The following is a 16,697-nucleotide window of genomic DNA, read 5'->3' on the forward strand; positions in this document are numbered from 1 at the left end:
TTGTGGGCGGCCTGGATCTTCCTGCCGTCCGCGGCGCACGTGGCGTGGTCGCGCGCACCGGCCGGTGCGCGCCCCCTGTGGTTCGGGCGGTGATCAGGAGTAGACCGGCCCGGTGAACTTCTCGCCCGGGCCCGCGCCCGGGGCGTCCGGGACGACGGAGGCCTCGCGGAAGGCGAGCTGCAACGAGCGCAGGCCGTCGCGCAGCGGGGCGGCGTGGAAGTTGCTGATCTCCGGGGCTCCGGCGGTGACCAGCCCGGCCAGCGCGGTGATCAGCTTGCGGGCCTCGTCCAGGTCCTTGTCCTTCTCGCCGCCCTCGGCGAGACCGCACTTGACGGCGGCCGCGCTCATCAGGTGCACGGCGACGGTGGTGATCACCTCGACGGCCGGGACCTCGGCGATGTCGCGGGTGAGGTCGTCGAAGCCGATCGCGTCGTCGTCCGCGCCGGGGGTCTGGGTGGGCTCGCTACTCAAGGGGGGCTCGTTCCGTCGTGTCGTGCGGGTACAGGTGGAGCGTACAAGGGCCCCGCGGCGCGCCGGCCGGGCAGTGCGCCGGGGTCGGAATGGCTTTCGACCTCCCAGCGCTGTATGCTTCGAGACTGACCGGCCGGGATCCTGAACGGGCCCCCGGCCAGCAAGTGGAGGCTCCACCGAGGAGGCCCGAGAGGGCAACCGCGAAAGTCTCCCACCCGATCGGCCTCACGGTCGACGGGTCCCGGTCCGCGACGGGCGCCTGGCGCCGAGTCGCCGCAGCGCCCCTCACCGGGCGCAGCCCCCGGTTGTGTGGAGCCCCGCTTGTACCGAGCGGGGCTTTTTTCGTGTCGCGGGTGCAGGTGCCGGAAGGCGCCGGGCAGCGCAGCACGAATGAAGCCCCGCCCAGTGGTCGAGTCCACTACGTGCGACCGCCGTCCGACGGCCGCATCGCAGAAGGTGCAACCGAGGAGGCCCCATCAGCACCGAGCCCCGCATCAACGACCGGATTCGCGTCCCGGAGGTGCGACTTGTCGGTCCCAGCGGCGAGCAGGTCGGCATCGTGCCGCTTGCCAAGGCGCTGGAGCTCGCACAGGAGTACGACCTCGACCTGGTCGAGGTCGCGGCGACCGCCCGGCCGCCGGTGTGCAAGCTCATGGACTACGGCAAGTTCAAGTACGAGTCGGCCATGAAGGCCCGTGAGGCGCGCAAGAACCAGGCGCACACGGTCATCAAGGAGATGAAGCTCCGGCCGAAGATCGACCCGCACGACTATGACACCAAGAAGGGTCACGTCGTCCGGTTCCTCAAGCAGGGCGACAAGGTCAAGATCACGATCATGTTCCGCGGTCGTGAGCAGTCCCGCCCCGAGCTGGGCTTCCGCCTGCTGCAGCGGCTCGCCGACGACGTCCAGGACCTGGGCTTCGTGGAGTCCTCGCCCAAGCAGGACGGCCGTAACATGATCATGGTCCTGGGCCCGCACAAGAAGAAGACCGAGGCGATGGCCGAGGCCCGCGCCCTCGCGGACGCCCGCAAGGCGGAGCGTCAGGGCCGGACCCCCGGTTCCGACGCCGACCCGGAGGACGACGACGCGCTGGCCGAGGACCTCGTGACCGAGGACCTGGTGACCGACGACGCGGCGACCGAGGCGCAGGACGACGCCCCGGTCGAGGCGCCGGTCGCCGAGGCCGACGCTCCGGTCGAGCAGCCGGCCGCCTCCCAGGGCGCCTGAGCCTTCACCGGCCAGGGCGGCCCGGGAGACCGGCCCCCCACGGTGGCGGGCGTCCCGCCCGGTCACCGCAGATCCATCCAGTTCACGCCCGCGTGGTACGAGCCGCGCGGGCGTGGACGGGACCGACGAGGAGATACGGCGAAATGCCGAAGCAGAAGACGCACAGTGGCGCCAGCAAGCGCTTCAAGATCAGTGGCTCTGGCAAGGTGCTGCGCGAGCGCGCCGGCCGCCGCCACCTCCTGGAGCACAAGCCCTCGACGCTGACCCGCAAGCTGGCCGGGACCGTCGAGGTCGCCCCCGCTGACGCCAAGAAGATCAAGAAGCTTCTCGGCAAGTGATCGCCTTCCCGCCCGGCGAGAGCCGTGCGCGGGGCAGCTGATCCTTCCCGACCCATTCGAATGACGGACCACGTGAAGTAGTCCGTGGTCCAACCCAAGGAGTAATCAAGTGGCACGCGTCAAGCGGGCAGTCAACGCCCACAAGAAGCGCCGGGTCATCCTGGAGCGCGCCAGCGGCTACCGTGGCCAGCGTTCGCGGCTGTACCGCAAGGCCAAGGAGCAGGTCACCCACTCGCTGGTCTACAACTTCAACGACCGCAAGAAGCGCAAGGGCGACTTCCGTCAGCTGTGGATCCAGCGCATCAACGCTGCGGCCCGTGCCAACGGCATCACCTACAACCGCTTCGTGCAGGGCCTGAAGGCCGCCAGCGTCGAGATCGACCGCAAGATGCTGGCCGACCTGGCCGTCAACGACCCGGGTGCCTTCGCCTCCCTGGTCGAGGTCGCCCGGAAGGCGCTGCCGGCCGACGTGAACGCCCCGAAGGCCGCCGCGGACGCCGCCTGATCTTCCGAGATCGGTTGAGCTCTGACCGGACCCGCAGGCCTCCTGCGGGTCCGGTTCTGGTTTCCGCCCACTCCGCGACGCCGGCCCCACGCGACGTCCGCCCCGCGGCTCCCGTCCGCCTCCGCGGCTCCCGTCCGTCGGCCGGTGCCCCCGACCCCTCAGCGCCCCAGAGAACGAGGCCATGCCGAGCACCGACACCCCCCTGCTGACCTCCCTGCGCTCGCCGCGCGTCGTCGCGGCCCGGCGGCTGGCCAAGCGCAACCAGCGGACCAAGGAGCGCCGCTTCCTGGCCGAGGGCCCGCAGGCCGTCCGGGAGGCCATCGCCTTCGGCAGGCTGCCCGGCACGGACGAGCACGCCGTGGTCGAGGTCTACGTGACCCAGGAGGCCGCCGAGCGGCACGCCGGCATCGTCGAGGCCGGTCTGGCGGAGGGGCTGCCCGTGCTGACCGCCACCGACGAGGTGATCGCCGGGATCTGCGACACCGTGACCCCGCAGGGCATCGTGGCGCTCTGCCGCTTCATCGACACCCCGTTCGACGAGGTGCTCAGGGCCCGCCCGAAGCTGGTCGCGATCCTCGCCCACGTGCGCGACCCCGGGAACGCCGGGACGGTGCTGCGCACCGCCGACGCGGCCGGCGCGGACGCCGTGGTGCTCACGGACGCCTCGGTGGACCTCTACAACCCGAAGGCCGTCCGGGCCTCCGTGGGCAGCCTCTTCCACCTGCCGGTGGCGGTCGGCGTGCCGGTCGAGGAAGCTGTCGGGAAGCTGCGCGAGGCCGGTGTCCGGGTGCTCGCCGCGGACGGCGCGGGGGAGCGCGACCTGGACCGGGAGCTGGACGAGGGCACCCTGGGCGCGCCCGGCGCGTGGGTGTTCGGCAACGAGGCGTGGGGGCTCCCGGAGGAGACCCGCGCGCTCACCGACGAGGTCGTGCGCGTCCCGATCCACGGCCACGCCGAGAGCCTCAACCTGGCCACCGCCGCGGCCGTCTGCCTGTACGCCTCGGCCCGGGCGCAGCGTTCGCCCGGCGGCTGCCGCTCGAACGTCTGACGCACCCGGGGGCGCACCGGGATCACCCCGTTGCAAGCCCTACTGCGGGGGCCTGCGAGGCGCTAGGGTCTGCCTCGGTGGGGGGAACGGCACGGTGGGTAATCGGGGAGGCAACCCATGGTCGGCAGCGGGCCCGAGCTCGACCCGGACGACCTGCCGGACGGCCTGGTGGTCGCCGACGCGCTGGGCCGGGTGGTCTGCTTCAACCGGGCCGCGGCCCGGCTCACCGGCGTGCTCCCGCAGGCCGCCCTCGGCAGCGCGCTGGAGGACGTCCTCCCGCTGGAGGACCTCGACGGCCGGCGCTGGTGGCAGCTGACCGACCCGTACGGCGGCCTGACCACCCGCACCCGCCAGCCGGAGCGCAACCTGCTGCTGCCCGGCGGCCTCGAAGTGCTGGTCTCCGCCAGGTACGTCCGCGCGGTGCCGTGCGGGCCGCTGGAGCGCCTGGTGGTCGCCCTGCGCGGCACCGAGGCCCGGCGGCGCACCGAGCGCAGCCACGCCGAGCTGATCGCCACCGTCGCGCACGAGCTGCGCTCCCCGCTGACCAGCGTCAAGGGCTTCACGGCGACGCTGCTGGCCAAGTGGGAGCGGTTCACCGACGGGCAGAAGCGGCTGATGCTGGAAACCGTGGACGCCGACGCCGACCGGGTCACCCGGCTGATCGCCGAGCTGCTGGACATCTCCCGGATCGACGCCGGGCGGCTGGAGCTGCGCAAGCAGGTGGTCGACCTGGCCGCGGCGGTGCGCCGCCACGTCGAGCGCAAGGTCGCCACCGGCATCCCAGAGGAGCGCTTCGACATCCGGGTCAGCGAGCCGCTGACCGTCCTGTGGGCGGACCCGGACAAGGTCGACCAGGTGCTCGCCAACCTGCTGGAAAATGCGGTGCGGCACGGCGAGGGAACTGTCACGATCGAGGTGGCACCGGCCAAGGAAGTCGTCGAGGCGCCCGTCTGGGAGCGCTCCGGCACCCCGCCCCGCATCGTGGAAGGCACAGCGGTCACCGTGAGCGACGAAGGCAGCGGCATTCCCGAGGAGTCGATGCCACGCGTCTTCACCCGTTTCTGGCGCGGCTCCAAGCGCGGCGGCACCGGCCTGGGCCTCTACATCGTCAAGGGCATCGTGGAGGCCCACGGCGGCTCGATCCGGGTCGACCGCGCCCCCGGCGGCGGCGCCCGGTTCCGATTTATCCTGCCCGCCGGCGTGCCCGACTTCATGCTCTGACCGAGCAGGAACGACGAGCGGAGCGTGCTCCGCGTCGGGGCCGGACGGGCTTCGCGGCAGCGGCGCTACGCGCTGCGACTACACTCGACCTTTGGCGTCGCGCAACGCCCTGTGCGGCTGAGCCGCGGACACCCACTCCCGTGAGCCTCCGGTGAACGGAGACCGGCTGCCCGTGCCCCGGCCCCGCCGGGCGTGACGCGAAGGCGAGCCCACACACCTGAGCACGGACGAGCAGGAGCACGGGAAAGATAGAGATGTCGGCACCCAACAAGTCGTACGACCCGGTCGAGGTCGAGGCCCTCAAGCCCGAGGTGGTGGAGCAGGCGCGGGACGAGGCCGTCGCCGCCTTCGCCACCGCCAGCACCCTGGACGAGCTGAAGCAGGCCAAGGTCGCCCACACCGGCGACCGGTCCCCGCTGTCCCTCGCCAACCGCGAGATCGGCGCCCTGCCCCCGCACGCCAAGGCCGCCGCGGGCAAGCTGATCGGCCAGGCCCGCGGGGCCGTCAACAAGGCCCTCGCCGCGCGGCAGGCCGAGCTGGAGGCGGAGCGCGACGCCCGCGTGCTGGTCGAGGAGGCGGTGGACGTCACGCTGCCGTACGACCGCGCCCCGCGCGGCGCCCGGCACCCGCTGACCACCATGGCCGAGCGCATCGAGGACACCTTCGTCGCGATGGGCTACCAGGTCGCCGAGGGCCCCGAGGTCGAGGCCGAGTGGCTCAACTTCGACGCCCTCAACCTGGGCCCGGACCACCCGGCCCGATCGATGCAGGACACCTTCTTCGTCCAGGCCCCGGACGGCTCCGCCGACTCCGGCGTGGTGCTGCGCACCCAGACCTCCCCGGTCCAGGCCCGCACCATGCTGGACCGCGAGCCCCCCATCTACGTGGTGTGCCCCGGCCGGGTCTACCGGACCGACGAGCTGGACGCCACCCACACCCCGGTCTTCCGCCAGGTCGAGGGCCTCGCGGTGGACGAGGGCATCACCTTCGCCGACCTCAAGGGCACCATCGAGGTCATGGTCGAGAAGCTGATCGGCGACCACCTGGAGCTGCGCTGGCGGCCCTCGTACTTCCCGTTCACCGAGCCGTCGGCCGAGGTCGACCTGCAGTGCTTCGTGTGCCTCGGGGCGAGCGTCGGCAACCCGGACCGCCCGTGCCGCACCTGCTCCTCGGAGGGCTGGATCGAGCTCGGCGGCTGCGGCGTCGTCAACCCGCGGGTGCTCGTCGCCTGCGGTGTCGACCCCGACCGTTACAGCGGCTTCGCGTTCGGCCTCGGCCTGGAGCGGATCCTGATGAATCGTCACAACGTCGCCGACATGCGCGACATGGTCGAGGGTGACGTGCGCTTCACCCTCCCGTTCGGGATGGAGATCTGATGCGCGTCCCGCTTTCCTGGCTGCGCGAGTACGTCGACCTGCCGACCGGCGCGACCGGCCGTGACGTCGCGGAGCGCCTGGTCCGGGCCGGCCTGGAGGTCGAGACCGTCGAGCAGATCGGCGCCGACCTCAAGGGTCCGCTGGTGGTCGGCGAGGTGCTCTCCATCGAGGAGCTGGCCGGCTTCAAGAAGCCGATCCGGCACTGCTTCGTCAACGTCGGCGACGCCAACGGCACCGGTGAGCCGCAGGAGATCGTCTGCGGTGCGACCAACTTCGCCGTCGGCGACAAGGTCGTGGTCGTGCTCCCGGGCGCCGTGCTGCCCGGCCCCTTCCCGATCGCGGCCCGCAAGACCTACGGCCAGACCTCGGCCGGCATGATCTGCTCGGCCCGCGAGCTGGGCATGGGCGACGATCACGACGGCATCATCGTGCTCCCGCCGGAGTACGAGCCCGGCACCGACGCCATCGAGCTGCTCCAGCTCGTCGACGAGGTGCTCGACATCGCCGTCACCCCGGACCGCGGCTACTGCCTGTCCATGCGCGGCGTGGCCCGGGAGGCCGCCGCCGCGTACGGGCTGCCGCTGGCCGACCCGGCGCTGCTCGACGTACCGCCGGCCAACTCCTTCGGCTACCTGGTCAAGGTCAACGACCCGGCCGGCTGCGACCGCTTCGTGGCCCGCACGGTCGTCGGCGTCGACCCGAACGCCAAGTCCCCGATCTGGCTGCAGCGCCGCCTGCAGAAGTCGGGCATCCGCCCGATCTCGCTGACCGTCGACATCACCAACTACGTGATGCTCGAGGTCGGCCAGCCGCTGCACGCCTACGACAAGCAGCGCGTGGACGGCCCGATCACGGTCCGCCGGGCGGAGCAGGGCGAGACCCTCACCACCCTCGACGGCGTCGAGCGCAAGCTCGCCGCCGAGGACCTGCTGATCTGCGACAACAGCGGCCCGATCGGCCTGGCCGGTGTCATGGGCGGCGCCTCCACCGAGATCCTCGACCCGGCCGCCGGCCCGGGCACCACCGAGGTGATCATCGAGGCGGCGCACTTCGACCCGGTCGCCATCGCCCGTACCGCCAAGCGGCACAAGCTGCCCTCCGAGGCGTCCAAGCGCTTCGAGCGCGGCGTCGACCCGGAGGCCGCCCGCGCCGCCGCGCAGCGCGCCGTCGACCTGCTGGTCCTGATCGCCGGCGGCACCGCCGAGGCCGGGGTCACCGACATCGCGGCCCCGCACCCGGTGCGCACCATCACCATCGCCGCCGACCTGCCCGACCGGGTGGCCGGCACGGTGTACGGCCGCGAGACCGTGACCCGGCGCCTGCAGGAGATCGGCTGCTCGGTCTCCGGCGCGGACGTCCTGGAGGTCACCCCGCCGACCTGGCGACCCGACCTCACGGACCCGTACGACCTCGCGGAGGAGGTCATCCGGCTGGAGGGCTACGACAACGTCCCCGCCCGGATGCCCGACGTGCCGCCGGGCAAGGGCCTGACCGAGGGCCAGCGGATCAACCGCCGGATCGGCGTCGCGCTGGCCGGGGCCGGCTACGTCGAGGTCAACAACTACCCGTTCCTCGGCGACGCCGCCTGGGATGCGCTCGGCCTGGAGGCGGACGACCGCCGCCGCCGGACGGTCAGGCTGGTCAACCCGCTGAACGACGAGGAGCCGGCGCTGCGGACCACGCTGCTGCCGGGCCTGCTCGGTGCGCTGCGCCGCAACATCGGCCGGGGCAACACCGACCTGGCGGTCTACGAGACCGGCACGGTGTTCCTGCCCAAGGACGAGCTGTCCGTGGCCCCGCGCCCGGCCGTCGACCACCGGCCCAGCAACGAGGAGCTGGCCGAGCTGGACGCCGCGCTGCCGGACCAGCCGCGCCGGATCGCCGTCGCCCTCGCGGGCGAGCGGCTGCCGTCGGGCTGGTGGGGCAAGGGTGCCCAGGCCTCCTGGGCGGACGCCGTCGAGGCGGCCCGCACGGTGGCCCGCGCGGCCGGCGTCGAGCTGACCGTCCGCCAGGGCCAGCTGGCGCCCTGGCACCCGGGCCGCTGCGCCGAGCTGGTCGTCACCGGCACCGACCGGGTGGTCGGCCACGCCGGTGAGCTGCACCCGCGAGTGGTCAAGGCGCTCGGGCTGCCGGCCCGCTCCGCCGCGATGGAGATCGACGTCGACCTGCTCACCGCCGACGGTGCCGAGCGGGTCGGCGGCCCGACCGTCTCCGGCTTCCCGGTGGCGACCCAGGACGTCGCGCTGATCGTCGACACGGCGGTTCCGGCCGCCGACGTCGAGGCCGCGCTGCGCGTCGGTGCCGGCGAACTGCTGGAGGCCATCCGGCTGTTCGACGTGTTCACCGGCGAGCAGGTCGGTGAGGGCAAGAAGTCGCTGGCGTACGCGCTGCGCTTCCGTGCCGTCGACCGCACCCTGACCGCCGACGAGGCCACCGCCGCCCGCGAGGCGGCCGTCGCCGAGGCCGTCGCCCGTACGGGAGCGGTGCTGCGCGGCGCCTGATGCCGTGACGCCCGCACAGGGGCCCCGCCCCGGACCACCAGGTCCGGGGCGGGGCCCTTTTTGCACATCCTTGGTTGACGGTGCCTCAGTTCGTCGAATATCTCTTTACCTATGGAAGTAGATAAAGCTGACGACAGGCCCTCTCCCATCGAGTTCCGCCTGGACCCGGCCTCCGGCGTCCCGACCTACCTGCAGCTCGTGCAGCAGGTCGAACAGGCGCTGCGGATGGGCTGGTTGACCGAGGGGGACCGGCTGCCCCGGGTGCGCGAGGTGGTCGCCGGACTGGCGATCAACCCGAACACCGTGCTCAAGGCCTACCGCGAGCTGGAGCACCGAGGCCTCGCGGCCGGCCGCCGCGGCCAGGGCACCTTCGTGCGCGGGCTGCCCGCCGGGGTCGTGCCGCTGCGCGAACGGGCCGGGCTGCGGCGGGGGTTGCTGGATTGGATGCGCACGGCGCGGGCCGCCGGGCTGGACGAAGGGGGGATGGTCGCGGTGTTCGAGGACGCGCTGCGCGACCTGCGTGAGGGGCGCGACGGGGTGGTGGCCTGATGGTGACGGACACGGTGATCGACTGCGGCGGGATCGGAAAGCGCTACCGCCGCTCCTGGGCGCTGCGGGACTGCCACCTCGCCGTTCCGGCCGGACACGTGGTGGCGCTGGTCGGTCCGAACGGCGCGGGCAAGACCACGCTGCTCGGCCTGGCCGCCGGCCTGACCTTGCCCAGCGAGGGGGTGATGACCGTCCTCGGCGACCAACTCCCGGGCTCCCCGGAGGCTCTGGACCGGATCGGGTTCGTCGCCCAGAACGCCGCGCTCTACCCGGGCCTGCCCGTGCGGGACCTGCTCGCGATCGGCGGCCACCTCAACCGGCGCTGGGACGCCGCCCGGGCGCGCACCCACCTGGACGGCCTCGGCATCCCGCTGGACCGCAAGTACGGGCGCCTCTCCGGCGGCCAGCAGGCCCAGGTCTCGCTCGCCCTGGCCCTCGCCAAGCGGCCCGAACTCCTGCTCCTGGACGAGCCCCTGGCCGCGCTCGACCCGCTCGCCCGGCACGACTTCATGGCCGTCCTGCTGACCGCGGTGGCCGAGGACGGGCTCTCGGTGGTGTTCTCCTCGCACGCCGTCAACGAGCTGGAGCAGAGCTGCGACTACCTGGTGGTGCTGGCCGGCGGCCGGGTCCAGGTGTCGGGGGAGGTCGACGACCTGCTGGGCGGCCACCGGATGCTCACCGGTCCGACCGCCGAGGCGGACGCGGTCGCCGAACGCCTGCCGGTGGTCCGCGACCGCCGGGCCGGCACCCAGTCGCACCTGCTGGTCCGCACCGGCGGCGTGGACGCCCCGGTCTCCGGCGGCTGGCGCCAGCAGCGCGTCGGCCTGGAGGAGCTGGTGCTCGCCTACCTGCGGGAGCCGACCGCCTCCGCCCTGCCAGGCCCGCGCGGGGCCGTCCGCCCGAACGGGACGACCGCGACGACCGGGATGACTGCGACGACCGCGACGACCGAGAAGGCGATGCTGCCGTGAGCTCGACCACCCTGGCCCCGCCCCGCTCCGCCGTCCTGCGGGCGGCCGGGCTGCGCCACCGGCCCGCCCTGCTGACCCTGCTCACGGTGATGGCTGCGGTCTCCCTCGCCCTGCTGCTGCACGGCTGGTACCTGCACACCGGCCTGGACCGCACGGGCGCCGCCGCCTGCGATCCGTCCACGGATGCCTGCCTGGCCGCGTACAAGCGGTTCACGCGCACGTACGGAGACGGCCTGCTGGAGCTTGACAGCGTGGTCTACGTCCTCGGCGGCGTGTTCGGCGCGTTCCTCGGCGGCCCGTTGCTGGCACGGGAGTTCGAGCACGGCACGGTGCGCTTCGCCTGGACCCAGGGCGCCGGGCGGACCCGGTGGACGGCGGGCGGCCTGGCCGTGGGCGGCGCGGTTCTGGCCGTCGTGGCGGCGCTGTTCGGGCTGTTGCTGCGCTGGTGGAGCGAGCCGCTGGCGATCAGGGCCGGCGTGTTCAACCCGGACCTCTTCGCACTGGCGCCACCGGTACTGGTGGGCCGGGTGCTGGTGGCCTTCGGGGCCGCGGCGCTGGCCGGTGCGGTGCTGCGCCGCACCGTGGTCGCGGTCGGTGTCGGGATGGCGGCCTCGGTCGCGCTGCCGTTCCTCGCCGTGGCCGTGCGCTCGCACTACATGGCCCCCCTGGAGGAGCCGATGCACACGCTGAACGCCATGGCGGTGGACGATCGCTGGGTGCTGGACGTGTGGTTCTCCGACCCGGCCGGGAACCGGATCCCCACGGACGACTTCTACCGCCTCGGCGACTCGGGCGGCGCGTGGCAGTCGCTGCTGCGCGACGGCGGCTACACGGTGCACCAGGTGTACCAGCCGGCGGAACGGTTCTGGCCGTTCCAGCTGATCGAGTCCGGCTGGATGATCCTGCTCGCCGTGGCGCTGTGCGCGGCCGCGGTCTGGTGGGTGCGGCGGCGGGCGGTCTGACCTGCGGGCCCGGAGATCGTTTGAAGAGGTTCCGTCAAAACCCTTGCGGGAGTGCGGCCGGACGGCTTTCCTTCTCTCGTTAGGAAAGTTTCCTAACCCAACGAGGAATCGGAGCGTCCCATGCGCCCTCAGCCCCGTCGAGCCCTCCGCATCGCCCTCGCCGCCGCCCTGGTGGCCGCGCCCCTCACCGTCGCGGCCACCACGGCGGCCCAGGCCGCCCCGGCCCCGACCACCGCCGTCCAGCTCAAGGCGACCGGACTGGACGACCCGCACAAGAAGGACATCGCGATGCAGCTGGTGTCCAGCGCGGAGAACTCGTCACTGGACTGGAAGGCCCAGTACAAGTACATCGAGGACATCAAGGACGGGCGGGGCTACACCGCCGGCATCATCGGCTTCTGCTCCGGCACCGGCGACATGCTGGAGCTGGTCCAGCACTACGCCGACCTCAAGCCCGGCAACGTCCTGGCCAAGTACCTTCCCGCGCTGAAGAAGGTCAACGGCACCGAATCGCACGCCGGCCTCGGCTCCGCGTTCGAGCGGGACTGGGCCACCGCCGCCAAGGACTCCGTCTTCCAGCAGGCCCAGAACGACGAGCGCGACCGGGTCTACTTCAACCCCGCCGTCAGCCAGGCCAAGGCCGACGGCCTGCGCGCGCTCGGCCAGTTCGCCTACTACGACGCCATCGTCATGCACGGCCCGGGCAACAGCTCGGACAGCTTCGGCGGCATCCGCGCCGCCGCGATGAAGAAGGCGAAGACCCCCGCCCAGGGCGGCGACGAGGCCACCTACCTCAAGGCCTTCCTCGACGCCCGCAAGGTGGTCATGAAGAAGGAGGAGGCCCACTCCGACACCAGCCGGGTGGACACCGAGCAGCTGGTCTTCCTCAACGCCAAGAACTTCGACCTCAACCCGCCGCTGAAGTGGAAGGTCTACGGCGACAGCTACACCATCAACAGCTGAGTCCTCACCGTCCCGACGGCGGGCGACCCCTCTCCCCGGGGCCGCCCGCCGTCGGCTTTCGGCTTCGCGCTTCCTTCGGGGGTCGACGCCGTTCCGGAGCCGTCCGGCGGCCTTCCTGCGGCGATGCGCACGGATCATTCGCTTCATAACGAATCGGACGGGAGGATGACGAAGTCTCCTTCACTTATTGACGCATCGGTCCGGTGGCGCTTGACTCCGTGGCACTGCCGCGACGTCGCGGCGCAGTACAGGAGGCACCACCGATCATGAACAGACCCATCCGTCTCGCGGCCGCGGGCACGGCCGCCGTGTCGCTCGCACTCACCCTCGCGGCCTGCGGTCAGACCGTCGCGTCGCAGCAGCCGGGGGCCGGCGGGAGCGAACGGAGCATCGGTCTGCTTCTGCCGGAGAACACCTCCTCCACCCGCTACGAGGCCTTCGACAGGCCGCTGATCCAACAGACGGTCACCAGCCTCTGCCCGGGGTGCACGATCGACTACGCCAACGCGGACGGGAACGAGAGCACCCAGAAGCGCCAGTTCGATGACATGCTGGCCAAGGGCGTCAAGGTCATCCTGCTCGACCCGGTCAACGCCAAGACCACCGCCCCGTGGGTCGAGGCCGCCACTGCCAAGGGCGTGAAGGTCGTCGCCTACGACCGGCTGGTCGCCGGCAAGGTCGCCGCCTACGTGTCCTTCGACAACGGGCGCACCGGTGAACTCCAGGGCCAGACCCTGTTGGACGCGCTCGGCCCGAAGGCCGCCTCGGCCAATGTCGTGATGATCAACGGTGCCGAGTCCGACCCCAACGCGGCCCAGTTCAAGGCGGGCGCGCACCGCGCGCTGGACGGCAAGGTCAAGAAGATCGCCTACGAGCAGTCCGGCGAGTGGAAGCCGGAGGTGGCCACGGCGAAGATGAACGAGGCCATCCAGAGCCTGGGCAAGGACGGCATCCAGGCCGTCTACGCGGCCAACGACGGCATGGCCGCGGCCGTCATCGAGTCCCTGAAGGCGGCGGGCATCAAGAACGTGCCCGTGGGCGGTCAGGACGCGTCCATGGACGCGGTGCACCGGGTGCTCACCGGCGAGCAGACCTACACCATCTACAAGCCGTACAAGCCCGAGGCGGACGCAGCCGGCAGGATCGCCGTCCAGCTGGTCGAGGGCCTGGACATCAGCTCGACGGCGACCTCGATCACCGACAGCGGCGGGCTGCACATCCCGTCCCTGCTGCTCACCCCGATCGTGGTGACCAAGGCGAAGGTGCAGGCCACGGTGGTCGGCGGCGGCCTCTTCAAGGCCGCCGACATCTGCACGCCGCAGTACGCGGACGCCTGCGCGGCGGCCGGCGTCAAGTAGCGCGAGGACCGGTGCCCCGCCCCGCGGGGCGGGGCACCGGCCGCGTCGCCGCCGGCCGGAGCCGCCGTTGTGCGGAGGTGTCCTTCGCGGGTCAGGCGCTCGCGGTGTAGTCGTAGAAGCCCCGGCCGGACTTGCGGCCCAGCAGGCCCGCGTCGACCATCCGGGAGAGCAGCGGGGGAGCGGCGTACAGCGGCTCCTTGTACTCGTCGTACATCGACTCGGCGATCGACACGATGGTGTCCAGGCCGATCAGGTCGCACAGGCGCAGCGGGCCCATCGGGTGGGCGCAGCCGGCCTCCATGCCCTTGTCGATGTCGGAGGCGGTGGCCACGCCCGACTCGAACATCCGCACCGCGGACAGCAGGTACGGCACCAGCAGCGCGTTGACCACGAAGCCGGCCCGGTCGCGGGCGCGGATCGGCTCCTTGCCGAGCACCTGGGAGGCGAAGGCCTCGACCCGCTCGGTGGTGGTCGCCGAGGTGGTCAGGGTCGGGATGACCTCGACCAGCTTCTGCACCGGCGCCGGGTTGAAGAAGTGCAGGCCGATCACCTGCTCCGGGCGGGAGGTGGCGGCGGCCAGCTTCACGATCGGGATCGAGGAGGTGTTGGAGGCGAGGACCGCGTCGCGGCGCTCGATGACCTGGTCCAGGGTCTGGAAGATCTTGACCTTGATGTCCTCGCGCTCGGCGACGGCCTCGACCACCAGGTCGCGGTCGGCGAAGTCGGCCAGGTCGACGGTGAAGGACAGCCGGGCCATCGCCTCGTCCCGCGCCTCGGGGCTCAGCTTGCCGCGCTTGACCGCCGTGTCCAGGGAGTTGGTCAGCCGGGTGCGGCCGAACTCCAGCGCCTCGCCGCTGGCCTCCGACACCAGGACGTCCAGCCCGGCCCGGGCGAAGACCTCGGCGATGCCCGACCCCATCAGTCCGCAGCCCACTACTCCGACGCGCGCGATGTCACTCACTCAGTTGCCCTTCGGTGGTGCTGGGGGTCGCCCAGCGACTGGTGGCCCAGCGAGCTGCTGGTCAGCGGGTCGGTGTACCGGAATGGGTGCACCGGTCACCGCCCCGACGACGTTACTACTCCGTACCGGCCAGTAGGTCACCCCCTCCCCGGAGGAGTGCCACCGCGGACCGATCCCCCGAACGGGTGAGGCGGCGGCTCCGGCCCGTGTGCCCCGGGGCCGCCGCCGCCCGGCGGCCGACAGAATGCCGCAGGTGGGGGCCGGGGACGGACCGCGGACAGGGCGGGGAAAAGACGGCGGACACGGGCGGGGACGGAAGGGAGCACACACGGTGTCGACGGGATCGCTCGCAGGACAGGTCGCCCTGATCACCGGCGCCGGCCGGGGCATCGGCCGGGAGATCGCCATCGGCCTGGCCGCCGAGGGGATGGCCGTCGGGCTGGTCGGCCGCACCCATGAGACGCTGACCGACACCCTCAAGGAGTGCGTCGTGCGCGGCTCCCGGGGCGTCGCGGTCACCGCCGACGTCACCCGCCCGGGATCGGTGCGCGAGGCCGTCCGGCTGGTCGAGCGCGACCTCGGCCCGATCGACCTGCTGGTCAACAACGCCGGCCTGGTCGACCGCGCCGAGGTGCCGATCTGGGAGAGCGACGCCAACCAGTGGTGGCAGGTGGTGGAGACCAACCTGCGCGGCCCGTACAACCTGCTGCGCTGCGTGCTGCCCGGCATGGTCGAACGGCGGAGCGGCCGGGTGGTCAACCTCAACTCGGGCTTCGCGCTGCGCCCGGACGGCAACTACACCGCGTACGCCACCTCGAAGGGCGCGCTGCTCCAGCTGTCCGACAACATGGCCGACTCGCTCGCCCGGCACGACGTCGTCGTCCTCGACATCAGCCCCGGCGCGGTGGCCACCGACATGACCGCCGGGATGCCGATGTTCCGGGACACGAAGGACTGGGGCTCCATCCCGTACATGGTCGCGGTCACCGTGGACGCCGCCCGGGGCCGCTTCGACGGGTTGCACGGGCGGTTCATCCACGCGGGGCGGGACGACCTGGCGGAGCTGGTCGAGCGGGCCGACGAGATCCGCGCGTCGGACGCCCGCACCCTTCGGCTGCGCCCGTACAAGGACGACGACCCGATGGTCTGACCGGTACGGCCCCCCGGGGCCCTGCTCGCGCAGCCGGCCCTAGGCGCACAGTTGGCTGGCGGTCACCGGCTTGAGCCCGGCCTTGGCGAGGCCGTCCAGGATGGCCGGCAGCGCGTCGACCGTGCACTGGTGGCCCATGTGCAGGGCCACCACCGAGCCGCCGCGCACCGAGTTCAGCACCCGGCGCTGCAGCTCGGCGGCCGAGGGGTCGTTGTAGTCGCGCGGGTCGACGTCGAAGGACAGCACGTGCTCGTAGCCGACGGCCCGCGCCTGCTCGCGCACCATCGGGGTGGCGTACTGCGCGGCGGAGGGGCGGAACCAGCGGCCGATCGAACCGGTGAGCTTCTGCAGCCGGTCGGCGCACTGGGCGATCTCGGCGCGCGCCTGGTCCGGCGTCATCGCGGAGATGTTGAGGTGGTTCTGGGTGTGGTTGCCCAGCTCGTGGCCGCCGTCCAGGATCCGCTGCGCCATCTGCGGCTGCTGGTCGAGCCAGCTGCCGACCACCATCACGGTCAGCTTGGCGCCGCGCTGCTCGGCGATCTCCAGCAGGGCGGTGGCCAGCTTCGGGTCGCCGCTGCCGTGGACGGTGAGCGCCACGTTCTTGCCGGTGCGAGGCCCGTACACGACCTCGACCGGGGTGCCGGGCGCGAGCGGGGGCAGCGGGGGAGGGGTCGGCGGGGCGGACGCCCGGGCGGCGGCCGCGGTCGGATCGGCGACGGGCTCGGGATCCGCGCTGGCGGCCGGGGCGGTCGGCGCGGGGGAGGCCGGGCCCTCGCCGCCGTTCCAGGCCGGGTCGGTGATGTGCTGCGGGTCGACGGTGCCGGGGTGGGCGGCCAGCGCCCCTGGGTCGGCCCGGCGGGGCACGCCGGTGCCACAGGCGGTGAGGAGGCCTCCGGTGGCGGTGAGGGCGGCCAGCTTGGCGGCGGTGCGCAGTACGGTGCGGCGGTCGGCAGTCATCGGCAGCCAGCATAGAGAGGACGGCCGTGGTGGGCGATCCGGGATGACCCGTCCGCACCGCCCTTGACGTGCACACACCCTGTCTACGGGCGTTGCGTAAACCTGAACTCCCGCTGTTTCCACGGCGTGTCGTTGGAT

16 protein-coding genes are annotated in these 16,697 nt (G+C 72.4%); 13 read left to right on the top strand and 3 right to left on the bottom strand.

The genetic code is table 11. From position 1 onward, the window contains the following. Positions 1-93 precede the first annotated feature (93 nt). Complete coding sequence (locus AB0D10_RS37290; protein ID WP_360264565.1) at positions 94-471, bottom strand: DUF1844 domain-containing protein; 378 nt, start codon at positions 469-471, stop codon at positions 94-96. 475 nt (positions 472-946) lie between these two features. Between AB0D10_RS37290 and infC the strand changes: the two genes are divergently transcribed. The 12 genes from infC (at position 947) to AB0D10_RS37350 (ending at position 13,491) form a co-directional block, all read left to right on the top strand. Continuing rightward, complete coding sequence (gene infC / locus AB0D10_RS37295; RefSeq protein WP_360264694.1) at positions 947-1,699, top strand: translation initiation factor IF-3; 753 nt, start codon at positions 947-949, stop codon at positions 1,697-1,699. Between the two features lie 143 nt (positions 1,700-1,842). After that, a complete protein-coding gene (gene rpmI / locus AB0D10_RS37300) occupies positions 1,843-2,037 on the top strand; it encodes a 50S ribosomal protein L35 (protein WP_360264568.1) in 195 nt (64 codons plus the stop codon). Between the two features lie 109 nt (positions 2,038-2,146). Beyond that, on the top strand, positions 2,147-2,542 hold the full coding sequence (rplT, locus tag AB0D10_RS37305) for a 50S ribosomal protein L20 (protein ID WP_355669891.1): 396 nt from the start codon (positions 2,147-2,149) through the stop codon (positions 2,540-2,542). Between the two features lie 181 nt (positions 2,543-2,723). Next, a complete protein-coding gene (locus AB0D10_RS37310; RefSeq protein WP_360264571.1) occupies positions 2,724-3,590 on the top strand; it encodes an RNA methyltransferase in 867 nt (288 codons plus the stop codon). 117 nt (positions 3,591-3,707) lie between these two features. Then, positions 3,708-4,811 carry an ATP-binding protein gene (locus AB0D10_RS37315; protein WP_360264574.1) on the top strand — a complete coding sequence of 368 codons (1,104 nt, stop codon included), beginning with the start codon at positions 3,708-3,710 and terminating at the stop codon, positions 4,809-4,811. Positions 4,812-5,065: 254 nt separating this feature from the next. Beyond that, a complete protein-coding gene (gene pheS, locus AB0D10_RS37320; protein ID WP_360264577.1) occupies positions 5,066-6,187 on the top strand; it encodes a phenylalanine--tRNA ligase subunit alpha in 1,122 nt (373 codons plus the stop codon). Beyond that, the gene (gene pheT, locus AB0D10_RS37325) at positions 6,187-8,688 is read left to right on the top strand and encodes a phenylalanine--tRNA ligase subunit beta (protein ID WP_360264580.1); all 2,502 of its coding nucleotides are present in this window, start codon (positions 6,187-6,189) and stop codon (positions 8,686-8,688) included. The genes pheS and pheT overlap by 1 nt, the downstream gene beginning before the upstream one ends. A 111-nt stretch (positions 8,689-8,799) precedes the next feature. Further along, positions 8,800-9,237, top strand: a complete 438-nt coding sequence (locus AB0D10_RS37330; RefSeq protein ID WP_360264583.1) for a GntR family transcriptional regulator — start codon at positions 8,800-8,802, stop codon at positions 9,235-9,237. Beyond that, a complete protein-coding gene (locus tag AB0D10_RS37335; RefSeq protein ID WP_360264586.1) occupies positions 9,237-10,208 on the top strand; it encodes an ATP-binding cassette domain-containing protein in 972 nt (323 codons plus the stop codon). The genes AB0D10_RS37330 and AB0D10_RS37335 overlap by 1 nt, the downstream gene beginning before the upstream one ends. After that, positions 10,205-11,170 (top strand): hypothetical protein, encoded by a 966-nt coding sequence (locus AB0D10_RS37340; protein WP_360264589.1) that lies wholly within the window; start codon positions 10,205-10,207, stop codon positions 11,168-11,170. Before AB0D10_RS37335 ends, AB0D10_RS37340 begins: the two co-directional genes overlap by 4 nt. 120 nt (positions 11,171-11,290) lie before the next feature. After that, a complete protein-coding gene (locus tag AB0D10_RS37345) occupies positions 11,291-12,133 on the top strand; it encodes a chitosanase (RefSeq protein ID WP_360264592.1) in 843 nt (280 codons plus the stop codon). A gap of 266 nt (positions 12,134-12,399) precedes the next feature. Continuing rightward, on the top strand, positions 12,400-13,491 hold the full coding sequence (locus AB0D10_RS37350) for a substrate-binding domain-containing protein (RefSeq protein ID WP_360264595.1): 1,092 nt from the start codon (positions 12,400-12,402) through the stop codon (positions 13,489-13,491). Between the two features lie 91 nt (positions 13,492-13,582). Here AB0D10_RS37350 and AB0D10_RS37355 read toward each other — a convergent pair whose 3' ends face one another. Next, on the bottom strand, positions 13,583-14,452 hold the full coding sequence (locus AB0D10_RS37355) for a 3-hydroxybutyryl-CoA dehydrogenase (RefSeq protein WP_360264597.1): 870 nt from the start codon (positions 14,450-14,452) through the stop codon (positions 13,583-13,585). A gap of 331 nt (positions 14,453-14,783) precedes the next feature. Here AB0D10_RS37355 and AB0D10_RS37360 point away from each other — a divergent pair, with 331 nt between their 5' ends. Then, complete coding sequence (locus AB0D10_RS37360; protein ID WP_360264600.1) at positions 14,784-15,602, top strand: SDR family oxidoreductase; 819 nt, start codon at positions 14,784-14,786, stop codon at positions 15,600-15,602. A 39-nt stretch (positions 15,603-15,641) separates the two neighbouring features. Here AB0D10_RS37360 and AB0D10_RS37365 read toward each other — a convergent pair whose 3' ends face one another. Then, positions 15,642-16,559 carry a polysaccharide deacetylase family protein gene (locus AB0D10_RS37365; protein ID WP_360264603.1) on the bottom strand — a complete coding sequence of 306 codons (918 nt, stop codon included), beginning with the start codon at positions 16,557-16,559 and terminating at the stop codon, positions 15,642-15,644. Positions 16,560-16,697: the final 138 nt, after the last annotated feature.

It is taken from the genome of Kitasatospora sp. NPDC048545 (genome assembly GCF_040651155.1).
Classification (GTDB): Bacteria; Actinomycetota; Actinomycetes; order Streptomycetales; family Streptomycetaceae; genus Kitasatospora.

What these genes read in the sequence shown, in the direction of transcription:
- pheS (WP_360264577.1), top strand. Translation starts at nt 5,066, where the DNA reads ATGTCGGCACCCAACAAGTCGTACGACCCGGTCGAGGTCGAGGCCCTC.
- AB0D10_RS37330 (WP_360264583.1), top strand. Translation starts at nt 8,800, where the DNA reads ATGGAAGTAGATAAAGCTGACGACAGGCCCTCTCCCATCGAGTTCCGC.
- rpmI (WP_360264568.1), top strand. Translation starts at nt 1,843, where the DNA reads ATGCCGAAGCAGAAGACGCACAGTGGCGCCAGCAAGCGCTTCAAGATC.
- pheT (WP_360264580.1), top strand. Translation starts at nt 6,187, where the DNA reads ATGCGCGTCCCGCTTTCCTGGCTGCGCGAGTACGTCGACCTGCCGACC.
- AB0D10_RS37350 (WP_360264595.1), top strand. Translation starts at nt 12,400, where the DNA reads ATGAACAGACCCATCCGTCTCGCGGCCGCGGGCACGGCCGCCGTGTCG.
- AB0D10_RS37315 (WP_360264574.1), top strand. Translation starts at nt 3,708, where the DNA reads ATGGTCGGCAGCGGGCCCGAGCTCGACCCGGACGACCTGCCGGACGGC.
- AB0D10_RS37365 (WP_360264603.1), bottom strand. Translation starts at nt 16,559, where the DNA reads ATGACTGCCGACCGCCGCACCGTACTGCGCACCGCCGCCAAGCTGGCC.
- AB0D10_RS37310 (WP_360264571.1), top strand. Translation starts at nt 2,724, where the DNA reads ATGCCGAGCACCGACACCCCCCTGCTGACCTCCCTGCGCTCGCCGCGC.
- AB0D10_RS37335 (WP_360264586.1), top strand. Translation starts at nt 9,237, where the DNA reads ATGGTGACGGACACGGTGATCGACTGCGGCGGGATCGGAAAGCGCTAC.
- AB0D10_RS37345 (WP_360264592.1), top strand. Translation starts at nt 11,291, where the DNA reads ATGCGCCCTCAGCCCCGTCGAGCCCTCCGCATCGCCCTCGCCGCCGCC.